The sequence below is a fragment of the Streptomyces sp. NPDC058457 genome (genome assembly GCF_042720695.1).
Taxonomy (GTDB): Bacteria; Actinomycetota; Actinomycetes; order Streptomycetales; family Streptomycetaceae; genus Streptomyces.
Window position 1 is genome coordinate 14,401 of record NZ_JBHXLU010000038.1, and the last position, 22,815, is coordinate 37,215.

Sequence of the window (22,815 nt, forward strand, 5' to 3'; positions counted from 1 at the left end):
GCCGGCGTCACGCGTGTGCCCCGGGAGCTGTTCGCTCCCGGGGCGCACATGCGTTCCGTCCCGCTAGTCCGCGCCGAGGTAGGCCGCCTGGAGCACGCCCGGGTCGCGCCGCAGTTCGTCCGCGGTGCCGCTGTGCACCAGGCGGCCGTGGGCCAGCGCGTACACCCTGTCCACCACCTCCAGGGCGGCGGGGACATGCTGTTCGACCAACAGCACGCCGAGCTCCCGCTCCACGGCCAGGGTACGCAGTGTCCGAAGCAGCTCTCCGGCGATCCTCGGGGCGAGGCCCAGCGACATCTCGTCCATCAAGAGCAGCCTGGGACGTCCCAACAGGGCACGGGCCAGAGCAAGTTGCTGTTGTTCACCGCCCGACAGCAATCCCGCACGGCGGGATTGCAGCGGGCCCAGCTGAGGCAGCACGGTCAGTGCCTCCTCGATCAGGGCCCGGCCGCCACGTCGCTGTTCCAGGCAGAGCGTCAGGTTCTCCCGGACGGTCAGCTGCCGGAACAGCCCCCGGTCCTCGGGAACCAGGCGCAACCCGCGCCGGGCCAGTGCCCGGGCGCCGGTGCGCGCGGTGACCGGACCACCGAGCACCTCGATCTGCCCGGCGTGCGCGGGCAGGCAGCCGGCCAGGGTCATCAGGGTGGTGGTCTTGCCCGCGCCGTTGGGCCCGAAGAGACCCACCACCTCCCCCCGCTCGACGTGCAGGTCGATGTCGCGTACGACCGTACTGGCGCCGTGGCCTGCGCGCAGGCCCTGCACCCGCAGGAGGGCGGGTGCGGCCTCTGTGGTGGCGGCGCCGGCCGTGTCGGCTGAGCTGTCCGCGCCGGTCATGACGGACTCCCTTCCCCCAGGTAGGCGGCGAGAACGGCGGGGGCCTTTCTGACCTCCGCCGGGGTCCCCGAGGCAAGCAGCTTTCCGGCGTCCAGGACATGGACGTGGTCGCAGTTGCCGAGGACGAGGCTCATGTCGTGCTCCACCAGGAGCACTGTGGTGCCCCGGTCGCACACGTCCCTGAGGCGTCGGCCCAGCTCTTCGCTCTCGTGGCTGTCGAGACCCGCCGCCGGCTCGTCGAGGAGCAGCACGTCGGGGCGGGCGATCAGCGCGCGGGCGAGGGCGACCAGCGCCCGCTGCCCCTGGCTGACCGATCCGGGAAGGGAGCCCGCGACGCCGTCCAGCCCGAGTGACGCCAACAGGTCGTGCACCACCGGCGTGTCCGCGGCGGGCATCCGCCTCAGCTGGTGCCACCAACGTCGGTGGGCTTCGCCCGGCATCCCGGTGGCGACGTTCTCCGCCACCGTCAGGTCGTCGAACAGGTCGAGCGACTGGAAGGTGCGCACCAGTCCGGCGCGGGCCCTGCGATACGGCGCCAGGCCGTCGATTCGACGATCGCCGAGGTGGACCTCACCGTGTGCCGTGACATAGCCGGTGCACGCGTCCAGCAGGGTGGTCTTGCCGGCACCGTTGGGGCCGATGAGACCGGTGAGGGAACCTTGCGCTACCTCGAGGGTCACGCCGTCGAGAGCGTGCACGCCTCCGAAGGCCACACTCAGATCACGTAGTGCGAGAGACAGCATGCTCGGTCTCCTCCCCGAGTACGGCGCCCTGCTTTCCGGACGGCTCGGGCACTGCCGGCCGGCGCAGCCTGCCGACGAGCCACCGCATCTGCCTGTCCAGTTCACCCGCCACACCGCCAGGGGTGGTCACCAGGGCGAGCAGGAGCCCGATCGCGCTGACGATCGCGTTGTACTTGCCCAGGTCCAGCCATCTGTCGAGCGCGTAGTACACGAGCCCGCCGGGGGCCATCAGACCGGCGATCACGGCACCGGACACGCGGCTGATACCGGCCAGGTAGACCATCGCGACGTAGGTGAGCGACACGAAGACGTCGAAGTTCTGGAAGGCCAGACTCTCCTGCTGGTATCCGAGGAGGACGCCGGCTGTCCCGGCGAGACCGGCGGCGATGCCAAAACCTGTCAGCTTGACACCGGCGATGTTGATTCCCGCGGCCGCAGCCGCGCGCTCGTTGGCGCGGACCATGAGCATCTGTCCGCCGAGTCGGGTCCGGCGCAGCCAGATCACCCCGACCGCGCAGGCCGTCACGACGAAGAGGGCGAACAGGGCAAACGCGATGTCGCCGCCGTTGCCGAGTCCGGCACCGAACAGGCGCAGTTCCGGTACCCGGCTGCCGCCCATACCTCCCGTCCAACCAGGGTTCTTGAAGACGAACTCCGACACGGCGACGGCGAGGCCCAATGTGACCACACCGAGGGTCACCCCTCGGATCCGCAGCGCCGGCACGGCCACGGCGACGCCCAGGATCACGGCCAGGGCCACCGCGATGAGCGGTGCGAACGGGAACCCTATGTGAGCGCGGGTGGTGAGGTTGCTGAGCACGAAGCCCGCGGCACCGGCGAAGGTCATCTGGGCCAGCGAGATCTGGCCCAGCATGCCGGTGACCACGACAATGCTCAGGCAGACCAGCACGGAGACGACCGTCGTGGTCAAGGCGGTGCGGTAAGGCCCGTCCAGAGTGAGGACCAGCGCAACGCCGACCAGCAGCGTCGCGCCCACCGTGACCGGGCTGGCACCACCGCGCGGCACCGCCGGCAGCCGAGGATCCTCCTCCGTGCCACGGGAAGGCAGGCTCCCGCCGCTGACTGCGAGCGTCACCACGATCACCAGGAAGGGCAGCACCTCGCGCAGCCCGGTCTGAGGCAGCCAGGAGTAGTCGCCCTGGAGCTTCAGCACGACGCTCTGGACCATGCCCAGGGCGATACCGGCGGCGACCGTGATCCCGAAGGAGCGAAGTCGGCCGACGATCGCCACGGCGAGGGCCGGCACGATGAACAGGCTGTTGGTCACCGGGTCGAGCCCGGTGATCGGGCCGGCCAGGATGCCCAGCAGTCCTGCCAGAACCGAGGAGCCCATCCAGGCGAGGGCGGAGAGCCGCCCGGGCGAGTGCCCGAGGAGCGTGGCCGCCCGTTCGTCCTCGGCGACCGCCCGCATCGCGAGTCCGGTCCGGGTGAACCGCGTCAGAACCCACAGCAGGGCGGCGACGACGATGACGACGGCCGCGAGCAGGAACCTGTCCCACGACACCGTCAGCCCGCCGAAGCGCACGGGGTCGTTCGCCAGGATCGGCGGCACGCTCGCACTCGTGGTGGGAAACCGCAGGACCACCAGGGATTGCAGGACCATGGTGATACCGACGGCGGCCACGAGTTTCAGCAGACCCGATGCCGATCGCAACGGACGGAAGACCAGCGCGTAGGCGACCAGGCCCAGCAACGATGCGACAGCGAGGCAGACCAGCATGGCGGCCCACACCGGAAGGTCCGGCGTCGCGATGGTACCGATCGGGAGGACGAGCAGGTCCTCGTTGTGCAGGAAGGCATAGGTGTATCCGATGTACATCCCCATCGCGCCGAGGGAGATGTTGATGACACCTGCGGCCTGGTAGGTGAGCACCACTCCCGTGCCCAGCGCGGCGTAGATGGTTCCCGCGCCGAGGCCCAGGAGGGCGAATTGCAGGATCTCGATCATGTCGTTCCTTGGGTCTGCCGGTGATCGACCAGAGCCGTATTGGTGATCATCCGGAGTACCAGCGACCGGCGGCGTCCTGGAGCTGGCCGTTCTCGCTCTTCACTATGCGGACCTGGTTGGTGCAGACGGAGGGCAGACCGGCGACCTGCTTACCGTCACAGGTGACCGGGGGGCCGACGAAGGTCGGCTCGTTCTTCAGTGCGTGGAAGGCCTTGATCACGGCCGCCGGATCGTCCGGCTTGGCGGTCTTGCCGAGCACCCGGGACAGGGACACGGTCGCGGCGAAGGCGGATTCCGGGTAGAACCCGAGATCGACGGAGGGGGCGTACTTCGCGATGGCGGCCCGGAACGCCTTGGTGTCGGGAGTGTCCGCGTTGGCGGGCTGCACGGAGACCGGGAAGTACGACCCGTCGGCCGCGCTTCCGCCGGCCTTCAGTACGCCCGGCGCGGCGCAGTTACCGGTGAAGACATAGGTCGCCGTGCTGGCCAACGACTGCTTGGCCTTGAGGACGTTGACGCAGCCGGGTTCCGGCATGATGCCGAACACCGTGTCGGTCCCGCCCTGGAGGGCCTGGCTGAGCGGACCGGCCACGTCGGTCTCGTTCACACCGAAGGGGACCATGGTCACCTTCTTCACACCCTGCGCCTTGAGCACGTCGCGGACGAACCTCTCGGCGGCCAGTCGTGCCTGGGGGTTCTCGTTGAACAGGACGGCGGCCTTCTTGGTGTGCAGTTCCTTCGCGGCGTAGATGGACGCGGCGATCTGCGACCCCGCGGCTCCCGCGAAGAACGAGAACGAGTCGGGAGACGTGAGTTCGGTGGCGCTGATCGGCGTCGTGGCCACGTAGGGCACACCGGCCTTGGCGAGCACGGGCAGGGAGCCGTCCGAGCCGAGGTCGAGTCCGCCGATCACCGCGGCGGGCTTCTGTTCCAGGATCTGGGCCGCGCAGTTGGCCGAGGCCGCGGTCGTACCGTTGGAGTTGCAGTACTCCAGGCGGATCGGACGTCCTCCGGCACCACCCAGGTTGTTGTTCACGTACTTCACCGCCGCACGGGTCGCCTCACCCATGTTCGCGAAGTTGCCCGCGGCATTGGTGTCGTTGTTGATCATGCCGACGACGATCGGCTTGCCCTGCGCCTTCTTCACCGGCAGTTCGACCTGACGGGCACTGTCGGCCTTGTCCGACTTGCCGTTCGCCCCGGCGTCACCATTGCTGGCGCAGGCCGCCACCAGCGTCAGAGCGAGGGCCGTGCAGGCACCGGCGACCACCCGGGCCGGCCTACGCGAGAACTTCTCCACAGACATAGCACACCCCATCAACTTAGTTGACTTCGTTGAAGGGAGAGTGTGAGTGCGCACTGGGGCCCTGACAAGGGTTTGAGCAGCATTCACCACAGATAACGATCCGATATGAAATGAGAGCAACCTAGTAATCTAGGTGTACTCTCTACCTATCTCCCGGATGCACCCAGGTTGACTCGCGTCACCTCGAACGCGCGGCGAGGGGTGGCGCTGCTCCTTCACTGCCGGAAACGGGCGAAGGTGCGCAAGAGTGACCACGCCATGACATAAATAGGAAACGAACAGCGCAAGCACCCCCGGCCGCACGCCAGGGGTGCTTGCGGTATGCGCCCGCCCGACCGCCTCAGGACTTGCGTCGGAATCGCGCCGTGGCGTCGCGGAAGTCCTGGCCGGTGAGCAGCCCGCCCTGGACCGCGCCCAGCACGGCCAGCTCGTGATCGAACTCCGAACTCAGCGCCCGGCGCAGCGATGCCTTGCTGCTGCTGAGCGCCGGGCGGGACAACTTGGCCAGCCCATCCGTCACCTCGGCGACCCGCTCCTCCAACCGGCCGGCCTCGAGCACCTCGTTGACGAGTCCCCAGGCCAACGCCTCGCCCGGTGGGACCACGCGCCCGGTGATGACCATCTCGCTCGCCCGCGTACTGCCCACCGCCCGGGTCAACAGATGGGCGCCCCCCATTCCGGGCACGAGGCCGACGTTGATCCAGGAGCTGGCGAAGCTCGCCTCCTGGGAGACATAGCGCAGGTCGCAGGCGAGGGCCAGATCGAGGCCGGCACCCAGCGCGGCACCGTTGACCGCCGCGATGACGGGAACCGGAACGTCACGCATCAGCCGTACGAGGCGCTGGAACTGCCCGTAGATGGTGTCGGTGACCGCGCGTGCGCCCTGCTCGGCCACAGCCGAAAGGGCAGCCAGGTCACCTCCCGCGCAGAAGACCGGCGCCACGCCGGTGATGACCACGGCCCGCACCTCAGGGTCCGCACCCGCCTGCGCCACTGCGTCGGCCAGGTCATGGACCAACTCGACGGTCAGCGCGTTGCGCCGCTCGGGTCGGTTGAGCACCAGCCACTCGGCTGCACCCCGCCGCCCCCGCAGCAGGTGGTCATGACCGTGCGCCGCTGTGCCCGTCATGAGCGCACCCCTGTGACATCTCGGCCGATGATCGTGCGCATCATCTCGGAAGTACCCCCGTAGATGGTCTGCACGCGTGCGTCGAGGAAGGACCGGGAGACCGGGTACTCGCTCATGTAGCCATAGCCTCCGAAGAGTTGCAGGCAGCGGTCGACCACCCGCTGCTGGAGTTCGGTGGCCGCGAGTTTCGCCTTGGCCGCGTCCACCGCGGTGAGTTCGCCGGCGTTCAGGGCGCGCAGGCAGTCGTCGACGTAAGCCTGGACGACATCGAGTTCGGTGACCATGTCCGCCAGTCGGAACTGGGTGTTCTGGAAGGCGGCCAGCGGCCGGCCGAAGGCTGTGCGCTCCTTGGTGTACTCCAGCGTCCAGCCCAGTACGGTCCGTGCCGGGTACAGGGCCTGAAGGGCGATGGAGAGCCGCTCACTGGGCAGGTTCTCCATCAGATGGACGAAGCCGCCGCCCTCCTTGCCCAGGAGATTGCCGGCGGGCACGTGGACGTCCTCGAAGACCAACTCGGCGGTGTCCTGGGCCACCAGGCCGATCTTGTCGAGTTTGCGACCGCGCCCGAAGCCGGGCATCCCGCGTTCCACCATGAACAGGCTGAGCCCGTGGGAGCCCGCATCCGGATCGGTCCTTGCGGCAACGATCACGAGGTCGGCGGCGATGCCGTTCGTGATGAACGTCTTGGTTCCGTTGAGGATCCACTCCTCGCCGTGGCGCACGGCGGTGGTGCGGATGCCCTGCAGGTCACTGCCGGCGCCCGGTTCGGTCATGGCGATCGCGCCGATGAGCTCTCCGCCGGCCACACCGGGCAGCCAGCGCTCCCTCTGCTCCAGGGTCGCGAGGCTCAGCAGATACGGCAGGAAGATGTCGTCCTGCAGCCCGAAACCGAGGTTCACCGCGGCGGCTCCCACCCGGGCCAGCTCCTCGATCACCACGCTGCGGTAGCGGACGTCCGTCACACCACCGCCGCCGTACTCCTCGGGCACGGACAGTCCGAGGACCCCCTGGCGGCCCGCGGCCAGCCAGGCGCCCCGCTCGACCATCCGCTCGGCGTCCCAGCGTTCCTGGTGCGGAACCACTTCGCGCTCCACGTACTCCCGGACGGTCGCCCGGAAGTCCTCGTGGTCCTGTTCGTAGAGCCTGCGCTGCATGTCCCTCCACCTCTCCGCACGGCACACTGCATCACGGCATGAGTATTACTTAGTCAACTAAGATAGACCAGTCGCGTCGAGTCCCGTCACGCGGCCGTGGCTGCGCCCAAGGACGAGGGGTCCGCCCGGAGGTGGTGGATGGGGCCGGCTATCAGAGACAGCGGGACGCCCGTGCCCTGATGGATGTCGGCGACGATCTCCGCGGCGATGGAGAGGGCCGTTTCCGCAGGCGTCCGGGCGCCGAGGTCGAGCCCGATCGGCGAGCGCAGGCGCGCGAGCTGCAACTCCGGAACACCGGCTTCCCTCAGCAGCTTCTCGCGATGCTCGTGGGTGCGCCGCGAGCCCATCGCACCCACATAGCCGACCGGGAGGCCGAGCGCCAGGCGAAGCAGCGGGATGTCGAACTTGGCGTCGTGGGTGAGGACGCAGACGGCGGTACGGGAGTCCACGGCCGTCTGCTCCAGGTAGCGGTGCGGCCACTCGATCACGACGTCGTCGGCATGCGGGAAACGGGCGCGGGTGGCGAAGACGGGGCGGGCATCGCAGACGGTGACGTGGTAGCCCAGGAACCGCCCGGCCTCGCTGAGCGCCCCGGCGAAGTCGACTGCGCCGAAGATCAGCATCCGGGGCCGGGTCGCGTTGGTGTGGACGAGCACCGACAACCGCTGCGGACAGGCGTCGGCGTCCCCGCCGACCTCGACGAGGGCGCCCTGTCCCGCCCGGAGCAGAGCGCGAGCGCGTTCTGCGACCTCCCTGTCCTCCCGCGCTCCGCCGACAGTCCCGGCGCAGTCGTCGCTGTCGGGAAGAACGTGCAGGGTACCGCCGAGGAACTCGCCAGGGCCGTCGACGACCTGGGCCACGGCGACGGGCCTACCGCGCACGGCCTCCTCGAAGGCCGAGGCCAGGTGTGGCATGTCCGCGGGTGCCACGCGCTGCACCAGCACGTCGATCTCGCCACCGCAGGTGAGGCCGACAGCGAAGGCGTCGGAGTCGGAGTAGCCGAACCGCGCCCGCACGGGGGTGCTGCGGCTGTCCAGCACCTCTCGGCACAGTTCGTACACGGCTGCCTCCACACAGCCGCCGGAGATACTGCCGACCGCGTCGCCGTCGGCGTCGACCGCGAGCGAGGTGCCGGGAGGCAGGGGCGCGCTGCCACTGACATGGACGACGGTGGCGACGGCGAAGGCGCGGCCTGTTCGGCACCAGTCAACGAGGGTGTCCGCGACGTTCAGCATGGGGATGGCTCCGGAAAGGGCGACGGTGGGGGTTGAACCGGGCAGTCGGCGGTTGTGCCGACTGCTCCGTGAAGGGTCGGTCAGAGCAGGGCCTCGGCGGTGATGGGCAGGTCGCGGACACGGCGTCCGGTCGCATGGAAGACCGCGTTGGCGATCGCCGGGGCCACGCCGACCAGCACGACCTCCCCGAGGCCCTTGACGCCGAGGGGGTCGGCCTCGCGGTCCTCGCCGTCGATGTAGATCGCCCGAAGCTCGGGGATGTCGGCGTTGACGGGCACGAGATAGTCGGCGAGGTTCGCGTTGACGAGCCTGCCGTCACGGTTGTCGAACTCGCCGTGCTCCAGCAGGGCCATGCCGATGCCGCCCACCATGCCGCCGAGCGCCTGACTGTCGGCGAGCTTGGGACTGATGATGCGTCCCGTGTCGTAGACCCCGAGCATCCGCCGCACCCGGACCAGTCCGAGGCGCGCGTCCACGGCCACCTCGGCGAAGATCGCGCTGTAGGCGTACATCGAGAACCTGTCCGCGCCCGACGGCGGGCTCCAGCCACCGAGGACTTCGAGGTGCGTGCGCTTGTTGCGGGCGAGGAGTTGCCGGTAGGTCTCTCCGCGCCCAGGGTCGCCCTGCACGCTCAGACGGCCCGAGCGGACCACGACCTTGTCGGGATCCGCCCCGTACAGAGGTGACTGCTCGTCGTCGACGGCGAGCTTGATCGCCTGCTGCCGCAGCGTGTCGCAGCTGGCCTGGACGGCGGAGCCCACACTGGCCATGGTGATCGAGCCGCCCTGCGGCGGCGCCGGCGGCATCGCGGAGTCACCGAGCTGGAACGTCACCTGACGCATGGTCAGACCGAGGGCATCCGCGGCCACCTGGGTCATGGACGTATAGGTGCCCGGTCCCATGTCGCTGGTCGCGGACTGCACCAGGGCGGTGCCGTCGGCGTCGAGCCGGACCCGGGCCTGGGCGGGCTGCCGGTGCGTGGGGTAGCAGCCGACCGCCATGCCGGTGCCGATCAGCCAGTCACCGTCTCGGGTGGACCGGGGCTTCGGGTTGCGCCGGTGCCAGCCGAACTCGCGGGCGCCTGTCTGGAGGGCATCGCGCAGCCTGCGGGTCGAGAACGGAAGGTTGTGGGCCGGGTCCTCCTGCGGTTCGTTGCGCAGGCGCAGCTCGATCGGGTCGATGCCCAGTTCGTGGGCGAGTTCGTCGAGCGCGGACTCGACGGCGTAGGCGGCGGAGGAGTAGCCCGGTCCGCGCATGGGTGTCGGTGTGTTCACGTCCAGCATCACCGACTGGTACGACTGGCTGACGTTGGGGGTGGCGTAGAGCATCTGACCGAGGTCCAGGATGGCTTCGGCGTAGGTCTCGTAGCGTGAGGTCTCGGCCTTCAGCTCATGGGCCATCGCGGTCAGCCGGCCGCGCCGGTCGCTGCCGAGGCGCACCCGGTGCTCGTAGCGGGGCCGGTAACCGACGTTGGTGTAGAGCTGCTTGCGGGTGAGGACCAGCTTGACCGGCCGTTTCGTCACCTTGGCGGCAAGGGCGGCGATCACGGTGTGGGGCCAGACCCTCAGCGAGTTGCCGAACGCTCCGCCGACGAAGGGCGAGAGGACGCGCACCGACTCCGGAGTGATACCGAACACCGTGGCGAGTTCGGCGGCCGCGCCCAGTACCCACTGGGTCTTGTCCCAGATGGTGAGCTGGTTCCCGTTCCACTGGGCGACGGCGGCATGCAACTCCATCGCGTTGTGGTGGGTGCGGGCGGCGGTGTAGGAGCGGTCGCTGTGCACGGGTGCGGAGCTCAGGGCCGCCTCCGCGTCACCGCGTGCGTAGTTCATGAGCTCGAACGACGGGGCGTCCGTCATGTCGGTCGAGCCCTGCTGGGTGTCGTAGTCGACCTTCACCAGGTTCGCGGCATGCTGCGCGACCTCCAGGGTGGTGGCCACCACGACCGCGACGGGCTGGCCGCGGAAGTGGACCTGGTCGTCCTGGAAGGCCCGCAGTTTCTGGCCCTGCGGGTTGAAGTACCCCCCGGGGTTGTCCAGGTAGGGCAGCTTGGGGGCGTTGAGGTGGCTGATCACCTTCAGCACGCCCGGCTGGGCGAGGGCGGCGCGGGTGTCGATGCCGGTGATACGGCCGCGGCCCACGCTGCTGTCGACGATGACGGCGTGCACGACTCCCTTGGGAGCGTGGTCGGCGGCGTAGTCCGCCTTGCCGGTGACCTTCAGCCGCCCGTCCACCCGGGACAGGGGTGCACCGACGGCTGCCTGCGGCTGGGGGCTCACTTGCTACCTCCTACGATGCGCAGCTGACGTTCGACGGTGCGCTGAAGCAGTTCGATCTTGAAGCGGTTGTGCTGGAGCGGACGAGCCCCTTCGGCGGCCCGTTCCGCGGCTTTGGACCACAGGCGGTCGGAGGGGCGTCTGCCGATGAGCTGCTGTTCCACGGCCGACAGTTTCCAGGGCACGGTGCCGACCCCGCCGGCGGCGACCTTCGCGTCGTGGATCACCCCCCTGCGGATGTGCAGAGCGACGGCGGCGGAGGTCAGTGCGAACTCGTATGACTGGCGGTCGCGGACCTTCAGGTAACCCGACTTCAGCGGACGCGGGTGCGCGGGGATCTCCACGGCGGTGATCAGCTCACCCGGGAGCAGAGCGTGCTCGCGGTCGGGGGTGTCGCCGGGCTGGAGAAGGAAGTTCGCAAAAGGAACACCGCGCTCACCATCAGGGCCGAGCAGGTGCACTGTCGCCTCCAACGCGGCGAACGCGACGGCGACGTCGGAAGGATGGGTGGCCACGCAGTCCTGCGAGGTTCCGAGGATCGCGTGGGTGCGGTTGACGCCCTCCAGGGCCGCGCATCCGGTACCGGGGTCGCGTTTGTTGCAGGTGGCCGTCACATCACGGAAGTAGGTGCAGCGGGTGCGCTGCATGATGTTGCCGCCGATGGTCGCCATGTTGCGCAGCTGGGCGGACGCGCTCAGCTCCAGTGCCTCGGAAATGACGGGATAGAGGTGACGCACCTTGCGGTCAGCGGCGGCCTCGGCCATCCGGACCAGGGCTCCGATCCGCAGGCCGCCGCGTCCGGTGACCGTGATGTCCCGCAGCGGCAGGCGCGTGATGTCGACGAGCGTCTCGGGACGCTCGACGGTCTCACGCATCAGGTCGACCAGGGTGGTGCCCCCGGCTATGTACCGCCCGCCGCGGCGGCCGGCCGCCAGCGCCTCACGCGTGTCGGAAACCTTGACGAAGGAGAAGGGATGCATGGCCGCGCCTCACTTCCGGCCCGCGGTCTGCTCGACCGCGCGCACGATCTTCACGTAGCAGCCGCAGCGGCAGATGTTGCCGCTCATCCACTCCCGGATCTCGTCCGCGGAACCCGTGTGCCCTTCTTGGATGCAGCCGACGCCGGACATGATCTGTCCGGGGGTGCAGTACCCGCACTGGAAGGCGTCCTGGTCGATGAACGCCTGCTGCAGCGGATGGAGTTCATCACCACGGGACAGACCCTCGATGGTGGTGACCTGAGCGCCCTCCAGTCGGACGGCGAGCGTCAGGCAGGAGTTGACGCGGCGACCGTCCACCAACACCGTGCAGGCACCGCACGCCCCGGCGTTGCAACCCTTCTTCGTGCCGGTCAGGTCGAGGTCCTCGCGCAGCAGGTCCAGCAGTGAGGTCCGATTGTCGACGGTGACCGTGCGGCGCTTGCCGTTGACGGTCAACGAGACCCGGCTGCTGGGCGGTGCCTCGACGGCCGATGCCGTCTCGGCGGCCAGCGCGGAAGGACCGTCCAGAAGCCCGGTGACGACAACCGCACCACCGACCGCGCCGCTCACGGCGATGAAGGTGCGTCGAGACGGCAACGAAGGAGAGTCGGCGGAAGCGGGCGGTGGGCTGGATTCAATGGGCATTCGCGGTTTCTCGATTCGGCTGAGGCCAGAAGGCGCCCGCCCGCTCATGGCGAGGGAGGCCTTCGCGGCCGGGCTTGGCCGGGGCCGGCCACACCGATCCCCGAGCATCAATATGAACTACGGTTCAGAATATATCCTGAACCATCATTCACATTGATGCAAGGGCCTTCCGCCGCGCGCGAGCGAGGGACAAGCCGGCGGTGACCGCAACCAGCAATGCGCAGCCCTTGCCACGGACCCCGAGGAGGGTGTGGCGGCTTTCAGCTCCTAGAGCTCGACAGAACGAGCCACATCCAGTGCCTGTTCGGCCCAGATGGTCTTGCCCGTCATGGTGTATCGAGTGCCCCATCGCTGTGTCAGCTCGGCGATCAGGAACAGACCACGGCCGCCCTCGTCGCTCAACCGGGCTCGGCGCAGGTGCGGGGCGCTGGCGCTGCCGTCCGAGACTTCGCAGGTCAGGGACCGGTCCTTGATCAGACGCAGGTGAACCGGGCCGACGCCGTAGCGGATCGCGTTCGTGACCAGTTCGCTGACCACCAACTCCGTGGTGAACGTCAGGTCTTCCAGCCCCCAGGCGGTGAGCCGGTCATCGACGAGGCGTCGCGCGTCGCTCACGACAGCGGGATCGCTGTGCAGCTCCCACTCCGCGACCTGGTCCTTGGCCAGGCCTCTGGTACGGGCTATCAGCAACGCGACGTCATCGGCTGCGGGGCCGCTGTGAAGTGCGCCCAGAACGGTGTCGCACAGCGCGTCAAGCGAGGGACTCGGGCGGGCGATGGCAGCACGGAGCTCCTCCAGGCGGGCGTCCACGTCGTGGTCACGGGTTTCGATCAGGCCGTCGGTGAACAGCGCCAGCAGACTTCCCTCGGGGACGGCCAGTTCGGTCGCCTCGAACGGCAGGCTGCCGAGGCCCAGCGGCGGACCGACGGGTATGTCGACGACGGAGGACGTACCGTCCGGACGCACCAGGACAGGCGGCGGATGTCCGGCCGCGGCCAGGGAACACACCCCGGCGATCGGGTCGTACACGGCGTAGAGGCAGGTGGCGCCCAGAGCGCACGGATCCCGGTAAGCAGACTCCCCGTCCGCCGCGTGGGTCACGACGTCGTCGAGATGGGTGAGGAGTTCTTCGGGCGGGAGCTCGATGTCGGCGAGCGTGCGTACGGCCGTGCGCAGCTGTCCCATGACGGCCGAGGCGGTGACTCCGTGGCCGACGACATCTCCCACCACCAGGCCCACCCGTGATCCCGGGAGCGCGATCACATCGAACCAGTCACCTCCGACCTGTGCCCCGCCGCCGGCCGGAAGGTAGCGCGCCGCGGTCTCCACCGCCGCATGCGATGGCGAGCCGTGCGGCAGCAGGGCACTCTGCAGCGCCACGGCGATACCGTGTTCGCGGGTGAACCGGCGCGCGTTGTCCACGCAGATCGCCGCGCGGGCGATCAGGTCCTCCGTGACGGCGAGGTCGTCCGGCCCGTACGGCTCACGCGTCGGCGCATGTCGCAGAAACAGAGCAAGTCCGAGCGTTGTACCGCGCGCGCGGATGGGCACCGCGATGGTCGAGCAGATGCCCTGGTCGACGTTGCCACCGAACCATCGCAGGACCTCGGACGCGCCACCCTCGATCAGTCGGGCGCCGTTGCCGAGCAGGCACCGGGCGACGGCTGATGACGAGGGATGGATGGGCTGACTGGGCACAGCCTCCTCGCCGTTGGCCAACGGCACCACCCTGCGCAGCACAACCGACCGGCGCAACGGGCCGGGCGGCGGCAGTTCGCCATGGAAAACCTCGTCGAGCAGATGCACACTCACGGCGTCGGCGAAGCGTGGCACCGCCACCTCGGCGACCTCGCGGGCCGTGCCGGCCAGGTCCAGGCTCATGCCGATCCGGGTCCGAGCCTCGCTCAGCAGCGCCAGCCGCTCCCGCGCGCCGTACTGCTGCGAGTAGTCGTAAGAGGTCACGCCGACGGCCCGCACCCGCCCTGTCGAGTCCTTGAGAGGGAAGAAGTCCGAGACCCACGCGTGCGCCTTGGCTTCACCCGGCACCTTGACGAACCGCTCGGTGGTCTCCAGCTCGCCCGTGGCGGCCACTCGCATCACCCTGCGCTCGTCCTCCGCGGTCGTCGCCTCCGCAACCGACTCCGTGAGGGACCGACCCCGCATCTCGCCCTCTTCACGGCCGGTCAGCCGGGTCATGATCTGGTTGTGCCGCAGGACCCGGCCCTCGGGGTCATTGATCGCGAGCGGAGCGGGGAACTGGTCGAACACCCACGCCATCAACTCTTCGTCCCGCGCCCCCTGCGCCTCCACGCGGCGATCGGCCACCAGCAGGAACCCGGCATTCCGCTCTCCGACCAGCAGCGGGCAGATGTCCACGCCTGTGTCCAACACGCGGCCGTCTCGGTGCCGGACGGCCCAGTCGGACGTGAAGAGATCAGCCAGACCGGTACCGAGGGCCTCCTGAGAAGACCAGCCCCACAGCGCCTCCGCACCGCGGCTCCAGAGAGTCACCGTGCCGGCGGAGTCGGTGACAACGACCGTGACGGTGCCTCGGACCTCCCTGGGCAGCCCCGGGGGGAACCGGCCGGATGTCTCGGTGTCTTCCGTCATGGCGCTCTGCCTACGTCGAGACCGCATACGAAGCAGCCGACATTCATCCTCTTCCAAGCGGCTGACCAAGGCAAGGCAAAGGGGCTCTCACGTCGATGCCCCACCCGTCCGGGCCGTCCACCCGACGCTTGCGCTAAGGTGAGCGTCGGTTCATGATAGGCCGCGGGCCGCGTTCATGCCAGGACTCAACAGCCACCGCGCCCTCCCATATGCGCCATGCCCACGTCATCCAAGTGCCTTCTCCGCCGGGAGTCCTCCATGAATCCTCTGCTGTGGTTCCTCCAGTCACTCGTCGCCGCCATCTTCCTTGCCGTTGGCACGATGAAACTCGTGCGCAACAGAGTCCAGCTCGCCCCGGTCTTCGGCTGGGTCGGACAGGCCTCCGGCACGTTCGTCAAGATCAGCGGAGTCCTGGACACGTTGGTGGGCCTCGGCCTCATCCTGCCGGGAGCCACCGACATAGCACCGGTACTCGTACCGTGTGCCGCACTCGGCGGGCTCGCGATCATGACCGGTGGGACCGTGATCCACCTGCGCCGTTCCGAAACCTCCGAGGCGGTCGGAAACCTGCTCAACATCGTTCTGCTGGCCGTGATCGTGTGGGGGCGCTTCGGGCCGTACCGATTCTGAGCCGCCCCACCGCTGCACATCCCACCGATCCCGGCACTCAGCGGACGGCCGACGGGTGTCGAGCGAGGACGGTCACCGTCACGTCCATGCAAGGGAAGAGCGGCAGTCCCCACAGGATGTCGTTGAGACGGTCGCTGTCGACGACGTCGAAGACGCTGAGGTTGGAGTACCGGCCGGCGCAACGCCACAGGTGCAGCCACTCCCCCGCACACTGCAACCGCTGCGCGTACTCCTTCTCGGCGGCGATCGTCGAGGCGCGGACCTCGGGGTCCATACCGGGCGGCAGGTTGACGGTCAGCTGGACGGCGAAGACCACGGCCGGCTCCCTTCCTCCGGACGTGTCAGGCAGAGGGGGCGAGAGCGAAGTCGTAACCGACCTCGGTGCCACCGTCCGCAGTCGGCTTCGGTTCGAGGACGAGTTCGGCTTTGACCGCGGAGGCCAGTTCGTCCTCGATGTGCGCGCCGCCCCGGAAGTACAGCTGCGTGGTGAGCGGCTCGTGCACCGGGGCGGACACCTTCAGATGGATGTGGGCCGGGCGCCAGGCGTGCCAGCCGGCGGCGGCGATGAGTCGGCCGCAGGAGCCGTCCGTCGGTATCTGGTAGGGGTCCGGCTGGATGGTTGTGACCGCGAAGCGGCCCTCGTCGTCGGCCTGCCACATCTCCGGCACGGCCGCTGGTAGGGGCTCGCCCGACACGTCGGTGACCTGCCCCGTGAAGCGCAGTGGGGTGCCTGGCTCGTCGGCCCGCATCGGCAGCGTGGCGACGCTGGGCAGTTCCGGGGCCGCAGGCACGTAGTACGGGCCCTCGATCGTCCCCTTGCTGCCCTCGCGGGTGCTGTGAGCGACCTCCTCGACCACGTGCTCGACCCACACGTCGAGGAACAGCGGCCATTCGCCGTCCTGTCTAGCGGAGATCAGCCAGGACTTCAGTGCGTCGTACTCCTGATACGTCACCTGGTGACGGCGGATGACGTCATGCAGGGCCGTGATGATCTCGGTGGCGAGGATGTCGACGCGGGTGGTCTCCATGGGGGTCCTCGTCCCGTTCTGGTCCGTGAGGAAGCGCTCGGTGGCCGAAGCTCCGGATGCGGCGGCAGTGGCCTTGGGCGAGGTGTCGGGCATGAGGTGCGGCTCCGTCGAGTGTGCCTCCGCTGATCTCCAGCGGTGCGGTGAGCAGGTCGTCGCTCATGTCGCGGTAGTGGGACAGCTCGCCGCCCTGCCGCTGGCCACCCGGAAGCTGACCATCACCGCCGGCCGGGCAGTCGATCAGGTGATCTCCCGTTGAGGGAGGATCACCTGTTGATCACGACGCGATACAGGTACCGAACGGCAACCAGAGAAGTGCCCGTCCCGGGGCAGACCCGGCGCCGGTCACCCGGTCACGATCCGCCACTGTTGCCGCTCCGCCCCGGTGTAGGTCCACTGGTTGATGTCCGCCCCGTCCGCCGCCGATCCGTCCTCGCCGTTGAGGGCCAGACCGGAGAGCCTGTTGGTGAGGTAGAAGTAGCCGTCGCCGGTCGGTGTCACCGCCCAGTGCTGCTGGGGCACACTGTCGTCCGACCAGATGCCGACGTTGCCCCCGTTCACCCGAGAGAGCCCGGCCACTTCCAGCACCTTTCCGCTGCCCACACCCCGGATCGTGTAGTAGCCGTCGCCGGTGGACGTGAAGGTCCATCTCTGGTTCTCGCGGTTCCGCCAGGGCTGCTGGCGCACCTCGGTGCCGTTGGCGGTGCCACCTCCCACAACGTCGGCCACCTGAGCGCTGGCCCGGTTCACCAGCCGGTACTCCGTCGAGTCCCCCGGCAGCACACGCGACACCAGTGCCGGCCTCTTCTTCCTGCCGCCGATCCGCACACCACCCACGTTCGCGTAGCCGCCGGTGCCCTCCTCGACCTGGATCCGCACGTACCCCACGTCCCGAGGACTCCACTCCAGAACCTTCAGCGCCCGGCTGCCGCCCCAGATGCCTTCACCCACCTGCGTGAAACTGGTGCCGTCGACGCTGGTACAGATCTTGTACGAGATGATGTCGCCGTCGGTGGAGTTGTTGCGATTCCACTGCTTGGGCAGGTACTCAAGCGTGGACACGTCACTCCAGACCCCGCCGAGATCGATGGTGATGGAGTGGGGCAGGCTGAGGCTCCACGTCGACCAGCACGTCTCGAAGTTCCTGTCGCTGAGTCCGTCGATCGCGTTCATGGGACCTTCACCGTCGTGGAAGCCGGTGGCGTAAGCGCTGACCGGCGTCACCGGATGTTCGGCGCGCGGCAGTTGGGCGGGAAGCGGCGGGCGGGAGGTGTCGGGCCGCCAGGCCCTCCCGACTTCGGCCAGCCTCTTCGCGATGTTGTCGTCCAGTCTGCCGTCACGGTTGGGCGGGCAGTTGAGAATGAACGAGGTGTACTTCGGCTCCAAATCGACGAGGTGGGAAAGGATCGACGCCTTGCTGACGGGGTCGGTGGTCGGCGTCGTGGGATGCCAGAACCATCCGTTGCTGATCGTCTGCCCCTGTATGGCGGCGTGCGTGTTCCCCTCCGGCGCCGTGATGCCCAGCGGCTCCTCGAAGTAGATCGCGTCGCCGAGGAACGGCACCGAGAGTCCGCCATGGTCGATCATGACGATGTCGGGCTGGAGGGACTTCACATGCTCGCGGATCCGCTGGTACGAAATGGCCTGTTGTCCCATCTGCCATCCGTAGCCGTCCGTGACGAACATGTCGATCTCGCCGTAGTTCGTGAGCAGTTCGGTGATCTGGTTGAGAATGTACGTCAGATCACCGGGCACGATGACCTGATCCGCTCCCACCCCGTGCCGGGTGTCGTACCCCTGGACGCTGTACGAGCGGTCCCAGATCGAGAAGTACAGGCCGACGCGGAGCCCCTCGGCCCGGAATGCCTTCACGTACTGGGCGACGATGTCCTGCCTGTACCCGCTGTTGGCGACGTTGTAGTCGTTGTACTTGCTCGGCCAGAGGCAGAAGCCGTCGTGGTGCTTGGTGGTGAGCACGCCGTAGCTCATCTTCGCAGTCCTGGCGGCCTCGGCCCACTGTGCACAGTCGACGGTGCCCGGAGCGAAGAGGTCGGGGTCCTGGTCGGGCGCGGCCCACTCCTCGTCGGTGAACGTCCCCATGTTGAAGTGGTTGAACATGCCGAACCGCATGTCCACCAGTCTTCTCAGCGCGGTCGTCGTGCCGGTGGCGGCCTCGGCCGGCGAACCGGAGAGCACGGGAAGCGCCGCAGTCGCGGCTGAGACGCCGCCGGCGGCCAGGACGGAACGACGGGACGGGCTTCCTGACGGCATGTCTGACTCCTGGATTCAGAGGTGTTCCCACGGAGCAGGCTGGGCTGCCCGTCGAACGACAACAGCGCGAGCGTCATTGGATGTCAGGCACGAACTTCTTGCATACGACCGGGCCATGTCAACCATCGCGATGGGATGAAGAGCGCTCCACTTCAAAGAAGGAAGTGCTTTTCAGCCTGTTTATACTCTTTTCGTCGCGATAGACATCCCATGTCTGGGACCATGATGAGGGTTTCAGCAACCACCGACACTCCACTCCCCCTGAGGGATGATGGGATGAACTGAACTGTCTGGCGTACCCATTGGCGCGACGGACACGATCCGCCCGGTGACGGCACTCATGGGAGGAACCCCGTTGTCCCTGACGGACAAGGCCATCGCGCAGATTCGGCAACTCATCGCTTCGGGAGCGCTCCCTCCTGGCTCCAAGCTGCCTCCCGAGCAGGAGTTGGCATCCCAGTTGGGGCTCTCCCGCAACCTTGCCCGCGAGGCCGTCAAGGCACTGGCTGTGGCTCGGGTCCTGGAAGTCCGGCGAGGGGACGGCACCTACGTCACGAGCCTGCAGGCGAGCCTGCTCCTGGAGGGTCTTGGCGGTGCGGTGGAGCTGCTTCAGGGGGACCCGGGTGCAGTGCTGGACCTCATGGAGGTACGACGCCTGCTCGAACCCGCCGCCACCGCGTTGGCCGTCGCCCGGCTCTCCAGCGAGGGCCTGGCCGAAGTGAAGCGTCATCTGGACGCCATGCGGGAGGCGAGCGGGGACGTGGAGCGACTGAACGCCCACGACGCCGCGTTCCACCGTGCCATCGTGTCCGTCACCGGCAACGAATCTTTGATCGCCCTTCTTGAGGGCATTTCGGGCCGCACTCTGCGCGCCCGCATCTGGCGAGGGCTGGTGGACACCCGGGCGGCGGGACGTACCCTCGCCGAACACGAGGGGATCTACGCCGCACTGGCCGCGCGGGACGCCGCGCTTGCCCACGCCGCAGCACTGCTGCACGTCGCAAACACCGAGCAGTGGCTGCGCGAGCACCTGAGGTCCGCCGAAACTCCGGGCGGGGACACATCGGCTGCCGGCCCCGTCGGGGAATCACGCTCCTGAGTTGCAGCGAGACACGTGCCGTTGCTCACCCCACGGTGCCGAGACTCTGATCTTCTTCCAGCAGGAGCACCACCGTCAGTCGGCGTGGACCGTGCACGCCCGGTACCCGGATCATCTCGATGTCCGCCGTGGCGGAGGGTCCGCTGATCCACGTCAGAGGTCGGAGCGGATCCAGCGAGCCGATCACCTCCGGCATCGACGAGAACACCTGGCCGGCACGTACCAGGCACACGTGCAGGTCAGGAAGGAGGGTGGCCGCGCGTCGGCCCTGGCCGGGACCGGTGTCCAGCACAAGGGTCCCCGACTCCGCGATCGCGACTGCACAGGTCGTCAGCACCGCGTCCAGCCCGTCCAGTTGTTGCCTGGACAGCAGCGTCGTCTCCTCCGCCACCGCTTCCCCGGCCCACTGCGTCAGCCACTCGATCGGGAACCCGGTCGGCACCATGACACGCCCGGCGGGCAGCACCTCGGCCAGGGTGGACACCAGGCCGGCCGGGTGCGCCCGGTGCACGGTGGCGCCGTACTCTTCCAGTCGCTCGGCGAAGAGCGCGAGCACTGTCTCGCGGTCCGCCGGATCGACTCCGGGCGCGTGCCTCAGATAGGTGCGCGGCACCTTGAGCGAGGGCATCGGCAGGTCGGCCGTCGCCGACCGGATCCGGCCCAGGATCTCCTCGCGGGCGCCGGTGCTCACTTGGTGCCCCCGTCCGTGCGCTTCCACCAGGCTCGAAAGGATTCCTTGGGGATCTCGGGGACGTTGCGGGTGTCCGTCCAGCCGCTCAGCGGGCCGGGCAGCCGTTTCCTCGGCATCAGGGGACCCACCCTGCCCGCCGCTCGCACGGCGGCATTCCACGCTGCCGGGTGCTCCATGACGGCGCCGACCGCGCCCAACGCCGCTTTCTCCACCGGGTGTTTCACCTTCGCGTCGCCTTCGGCGACCTCATGCCGCAGTTTCAGCAGCACGTCCGTGAAGCGGATCCGCACCGGACACACCTCGTTGCAGGCTCCGCAGAGCGAAGAGGCGTAGGGCAGCGAGGCGGTCTGAGGGTCGTCCGGTCCTTTGAGAAGCGGGTTGAGGATCGCCCCGATCGGCCCTGGGTAGACCGAGCCGTAGGCGTGGCCGCCGGTGCGCTCGTAGACGGGACAGATGTTCATGCACGCGCCGCAGCGGATACAGCGCAGCGCCTGCCGTCCGACCGGGTCGGCCAGCGCCCTGGTCCGGCCGTTGTCGACCAGCACCAGATGGAACCGCTGCGGCCCGTCGCCGGGGGTGACCCCGGTGAAGGTGGTCGTGTAGGGGGCCATCCGTTCGCCGGTGGCGTTGCGGGCCAGCAACTGAAGGAAGACTTCCAGATCGCGCCAGGTCGGGACGACCTTCTCCAGACCCACCACCGAGATCAGCGTGTCGGCGAGGGTGAGGCACATGCGGCCGTTGCCCTCCGACTCGACCACCACGACCGTCCCGGTCTCGGCCACCAGGAAGTTGGCGCCGCTCACGGCGACCTCGGCCTTGAGGAACTTCTCCCGCAAGTGCAGCCGTGCAGCCTCGGCGAGCTGTGCGGGGTCGTCGGTCAACCCATCCGGAGCCGGACGACCGTGGCGACCCATCTCCCGGACGAAGACGTCCCGTATCTCGCCGCGGTTGCGGTGCAGCGCGGGCACCACCACATGCGAGGGCAGGTCGTCCCCCAGCTGCACGATGGCGGCGGCGAGATCGGTCTCCCGGGCACTGATCCCGGCGGCCTCCAGCGCGTTGTCGAGACCGATCTCCTCGGTGAGCATCGACTTGACCTTGACTATCTCCCGTTCGCCGGTGGCCCGCACCAGCTCGGTGACGATCCGGTTTGCCTCCGCCGCGTCGCGCGCCCAGTGCACGGTGCCGCCCGCGGCGGTGACCTGCTCCTCGACCTGGAGCAGGTAGCGGTCCAGGTGTGCCAGAACCTCGTCCTTGAGCGCCGCCGCCGAGTCCCGCAGGTCCTCCCAGTCCGGCCGCTCGGTGACCAGTTTCGCCCGCTTGCCGCGTATGGTCCCCGTCGCGCGGGTGATGTTGGAGCGCAGCTGCACGTTCTGGGTGGCGGCGACGGCTGCCCGGGGAAAGGTGGGCCAGCCGACAAAGGTGCGACTCATCGGGCCACCGCGCTCGCTGCCAGGGGGAGACCTGGCATTGGGCCGTCCTCCCAGGTCCGGGCCAGGATCTCGACGAGGTGCATGGTGCGCACCGGATGCCCGTCCCGGTCGAGCCGACCTCCGATGTTCATCAGGCACGAGTTGTCCACGGCGGCCAGCACGCTCGCTCCGGTCTCCACCACATGGCGGGCCTTGTCGGCACACATCGCCCCGGAGACGGCGGCGTTCTTCACCGAGAAGGTGCCGCCGAAGCCGCAGCACTCCTGCTGTGCGGGCAGTTCGGCGAAGTCGATGCCGGCGACCGCGCGCAGCAGCCGGTAGGGCCGCTGACCGACGGGTGCGGCGCGCAGGCTGTGGCAGGTCGGGTGGTAGGTCACCCGGTGCGGGAAATAGGCGCCGACGTCCTCGGCGCCCAGCACATCGGTCAGATACGTCGTCAACTCGTGTACCCGTGGCACGAGTTCGCGCACCGCTCGGACGAGGCCCATATCGCCGGCCGCCTCGGCAGCGGTGGCATAGGCCTCGGCGGGCATTCCACCGCAGGACGCGGACGGGATCACGATCGCCTCATAGTCGGCGAAGACGTCGACGAAGTGCCGGGCAAGCCGGACCGTCTCGGAGCGGTAGCCGGTGTTCCAGTGCATCTGCCCGCAACAGCTCTGCGCGGACGGGAAGTCCACATCCACTCCCAGACGGCGGAGGAGCGTGACGGCGGCCTGGCCGGAACGAGGAAAGAGCGCGTCGTTCAGGCAGGTCACGAAGAGGGCGACGTTCACCGGTTCGCC

Annotated in this window: 20 protein-coding genes; 3 read left to right on the forward strand and 17 right to left on the reverse strand. The window is 68.7% G+C overall.

From position 1 onward, the window contains the following. Positions 1-63: 63 nt before the first annotated feature. The 11 genes from ACFWPS_RS27265 to ACFWPS_RS27315 form a co-directional block, all read right to left on the reverse strand. Entirely contained in the window at positions 64-834 is a 771-nt protein-coding gene (locus ACFWPS_RS27265) for an ABC transporter ATP-binding protein (RefSeq protein WP_383708997.1), read from the reverse strand. Then, complete coding sequence (locus tag ACFWPS_RS27270) at positions 831-1,577, reverse strand: ABC transporter ATP-binding protein (RefSeq protein ID WP_383708999.1); 747 nt, start codon at positions 1,575-1,577, stop codon at positions 831-833. Before ACFWPS_RS27270 ends, ACFWPS_RS27265 begins: the two co-directional genes overlap by 4 nt. Then, entirely contained in the window at positions 1,555-3,546 is a 1,992-nt protein-coding gene (locus ACFWPS_RS27275; RefSeq protein WP_383709001.1) for an ABC transporter permease, read from the reverse strand. The genes ACFWPS_RS27270 and ACFWPS_RS27275 overlap by 23 nt, the downstream gene beginning before the upstream one ends. 46 nt (positions 3,547-3,592) lie before the next feature. Then, positions 3,593-4,852, reverse strand: a complete 1,260-nt coding sequence (locus ACFWPS_RS27280) for an ABC transporter substrate-binding protein (protein WP_383709003.1) — start codon at positions 4,850-4,852, stop codon at positions 3,593-3,595. 340 nt (positions 4,853-5,192) lie between these two features. Next, positions 5,193-5,981: an enoyl-CoA hydratase/isomerase family protein gene (locus ACFWPS_RS27285; protein WP_383709005.1), complete on the reverse strand. Its 789-nt coding sequence runs from the start codon at positions 5,979-5,981 to the stop codon at positions 5,193-5,195. Next, a complete protein-coding gene (locus ACFWPS_RS27290; protein ID WP_383709007.1) occupies positions 5,978-7,135 on the reverse strand; it encodes an acyl-CoA dehydrogenase family protein in 1,158 nt (385 codons plus the stop codon). Before ACFWPS_RS27290 ends, ACFWPS_RS27285 begins: the two co-directional genes overlap by 4 nt. 86 nt (positions 7,136-7,221) lie before the next feature. Next, positions 7,222-8,370: an XdhC family protein gene (locus tag ACFWPS_RS27295; protein ID WP_383709009.1), complete on the reverse strand. Its 1,149-nt coding sequence runs from the start codon at positions 8,368-8,370 to the stop codon at positions 7,222-7,224. Positions 8,371-8,450: 80 nt separating this feature from the next. Next, positions 8,451-10,649 carry a xanthine dehydrogenase family protein molybdopterin-binding subunit gene (locus ACFWPS_RS27300; protein WP_383709010.1) on the reverse strand — a complete coding sequence of 733 codons (2,199 nt, stop codon included), beginning with the start codon at positions 10,647-10,649 and terminating at the stop codon, positions 8,451-8,453. Then, entirely contained in the window at positions 10,646-11,626 is a 981-nt protein-coding gene (locus ACFWPS_RS27305; protein WP_383709012.1) for an FAD binding domain-containing protein, read from the reverse strand. The genes ACFWPS_RS27300 and ACFWPS_RS27305 overlap by 4 nt, the downstream gene beginning before the upstream one ends. 9 nt (positions 11,627-11,635) lie before the next feature. After that, a complete protein-coding gene (locus ACFWPS_RS27310) occupies positions 11,636-12,271 on the reverse strand; it encodes a (2Fe-2S)-binding protein (protein ID WP_383709014.1) in 636 nt (211 codons plus the stop codon). A gap of 267 nt (positions 12,272-12,538) precedes the next feature. Then, positions 12,539-14,881, reverse strand: coding sequence for a SpoIIE family protein phosphatase (locus ACFWPS_RS27315; RefSeq protein ID WP_383709016.1), 2,343 nt, complete (start codon positions 14,879-14,881; stop codon positions 12,539-12,541). 258 nt (positions 14,882-15,139) lie between these two features. On the opposite strand from ACFWPS_RS27315, the gene ACFWPS_RS27320 reads away from it, so the two are divergent. Beyond that, complete coding sequence (locus ACFWPS_RS27320; protein ID WP_383709018.1) at positions 15,140-15,511, forward strand: DoxX family protein; 372 nt, start codon at positions 15,140-15,142, stop codon at positions 15,509-15,511. A gap of 37 nt (positions 15,512-15,548) precedes the next feature. On the opposite strand, the gene ACFWPS_RS27325 is transcribed toward ACFWPS_RS27320, so the two are convergent. Then, positions 15,549-15,827, reverse strand: a complete 279-nt coding sequence (locus tag ACFWPS_RS27325) for a muconolactone Delta-isomerase family protein (protein WP_383709020.1) — start codon at positions 15,825-15,827, stop codon at positions 15,549-15,551. 25 nt (positions 15,828-15,852) lie between these two features. Next, positions 15,853-16,632 carry a dioxygenase gene (locus ACFWPS_RS27330; RefSeq protein WP_383709022.1) on the reverse strand — a complete coding sequence of 260 codons (780 nt, stop codon included), beginning with the start codon at positions 16,630-16,632 and terminating at the stop codon, positions 15,853-15,855. On the opposite strand from ACFWPS_RS27330, the gene ACFWPS_RS27335 reads away from it, so the two are divergent. Beyond that, entirely contained in the window at positions 16,631-16,795 is a 165-nt protein-coding gene (locus tag ACFWPS_RS27335; protein ID WP_383709023.1) for a hypothetical protein, read from the forward strand. The genes ACFWPS_RS27330 and ACFWPS_RS27335 overlap by 2 nt on opposite strands. An 86-nt stretch (positions 16,796-16,881) precedes the next feature. Here the strand turns inward: ACFWPS_RS27335 and ACFWPS_RS27340 are convergent, their stop codons facing one another. After that, complete coding sequence (locus ACFWPS_RS27340) at positions 16,882-18,807, reverse strand: alpha-L-fucosidase (protein WP_383709024.1); 1,926 nt, start codon at positions 18,805-18,807, stop codon at positions 16,882-16,884. Positions 18,808-19,162: 355 nt separating this feature from the next. Between ACFWPS_RS27340 and ACFWPS_RS27345 the strand changes: the two genes are divergently transcribed. Continuing rightward, positions 19,163-19,906: a FadR/GntR family transcriptional regulator gene (locus ACFWPS_RS27345; protein ID WP_383709132.1), complete on the forward strand. Its 744-nt coding sequence runs from the start codon at positions 19,163-19,165 to the stop codon at positions 19,904-19,906. 25 nt (positions 19,907-19,931) lie between these two features. Here the strand turns inward: ACFWPS_RS27345 and ACFWPS_RS27350 are convergent, their stop codons facing one another. The 3 genes from ACFWPS_RS27350 to ACFWPS_RS27360 are packed head-to-tail and all read right to left on the reverse strand — an operon-like array spanning position 19,932 to position 22,806. Next, entirely contained in the window at positions 19,932-20,597 is a 666-nt protein-coding gene (locus ACFWPS_RS27350; RefSeq protein ID WP_383709026.1) for a lactate utilization protein C, read from the reverse strand. Then, positions 20,594-22,030 (reverse strand): LutB/LldF family L-lactate oxidation iron-sulfur protein, encoded by a 1,437-nt coding sequence (locus tag ACFWPS_RS27355; RefSeq protein WP_383709028.1) that lies wholly within the window; start codon positions 22,028-22,030, stop codon positions 20,594-20,596. The genes ACFWPS_RS27350 and ACFWPS_RS27355 overlap by 4 nt, the downstream gene beginning before the upstream one ends. Further along, positions 22,027-22,806 (reverse strand): (Fe-S)-binding protein, encoded by a 780-nt coding sequence (locus ACFWPS_RS27360; protein WP_383709030.1) that lies wholly within the window; start codon positions 22,804-22,806, stop codon positions 22,027-22,029. Before ACFWPS_RS27360 ends, ACFWPS_RS27355 begins: the two co-directional genes overlap by 4 nt. Positions 22,807-22,815: the final 9 nt, after the last annotated feature.

Excerpts from the sequence above, each read along its gene's own strand:
- ACFWPS_RS27265 (WP_383708997.1), bottom strand. The coding sequence starts at position 834 with ATGACCGGCGCGGACAGCTCAGCCGACACGGCCGGCGCCGCCACCACA.
- ACFWPS_RS27270 (WP_383708999.1), bottom strand. The coding sequence starts at position 1,577 with ATGCTGTCTCTCGCACTACGTGATCTGAGTGTGGCCTTCGGAGGCGTG.
- ACFWPS_RS27275 (WP_383709001.1), bottom strand. The coding sequence starts at position 3,546 with ATGATCGAGATCCTGCAATTCGCCCTCCTGGGCCTCGGCGCGGGAACC.
- ACFWPS_RS27280 (WP_383709003.1), bottom strand. The coding sequence starts at position 4,852 with ATGTCTGTGGAGAAGTTCTCGCGTAGGCCGGCCCGGGTGGTCGCCGGT.
- ACFWPS_RS27285 (WP_383709005.1), bottom strand. The coding sequence starts at position 5,981 with ATGACGGGCACAGCGGCGCACGGTCATGACCACCTGCTGCGGGGGCGG.
- ACFWPS_RS27290 (WP_383709007.1), bottom strand. The coding sequence starts at position 7,135 with ATGCAGCGCAGGCTCTACGAACAGGACCACGAGGACTTCCGGGCGACC.
- ACFWPS_RS27295 (WP_383709009.1), bottom strand. The coding sequence starts at position 8,370 with ATGCTGAACGTCGCGGACACCCTCGTTGACTGGTGCCGAACAGGCCGC.
- ACFWPS_RS27305 (WP_383709012.1), bottom strand. The coding sequence starts at position 11,626 with ATGCATCCCTTCTCCTTCGTCAAGGTTTCCGACACGCGTGAGGCGCTG.
- ACFWPS_RS27310 (WP_383709014.1), bottom strand. The coding sequence starts at position 12,271 with ATGCCCATTGAATCCAGCCCACCGCCCGCTTCCGCCGACTCTCCTTCG.
- ACFWPS_RS27315 (WP_383709016.1), bottom strand. The coding sequence starts at position 14,881 with ATGACGGAAGACACCGAGACATCCGGCCGGTTCCCCCCGGGGCTGCCC.
- ACFWPS_RS27320 (WP_383709018.1), top strand. The coding sequence starts at position 15,140 with ATGAATCCTCTGCTGTGGTTCCTCCAGTCACTCGTCGCCGCCATCTTC.
- ACFWPS_RS27335 (WP_383709023.1), top strand. The coding sequence starts at position 16,631 with ATGAGGTGCGGCTCCGTCGAGTGTGCCTCCGCTGATCTCCAGCGGTGC.
- ACFWPS_RS27330 (WP_383709022.1), bottom strand. The coding sequence starts at position 16,632 with ATGCCCGACACCTCGCCCAAGGCCACTGCCGCCGCATCCGGAGCTTCG.
- ACFWPS_RS27340 (WP_383709024.1), bottom strand. The coding sequence starts at position 18,807 with ATGCCGTCAGGAAGCCCGTCCCGTCGTTCCGTCCTGGCCGCCGGCGGC.
- ACFWPS_RS27355 (WP_383709028.1), bottom strand. The coding sequence starts at position 22,030 with ATGAGTCGCACCTTTGTCGGCTGGCCCACCTTTCCCCGGGCAGCCGTC.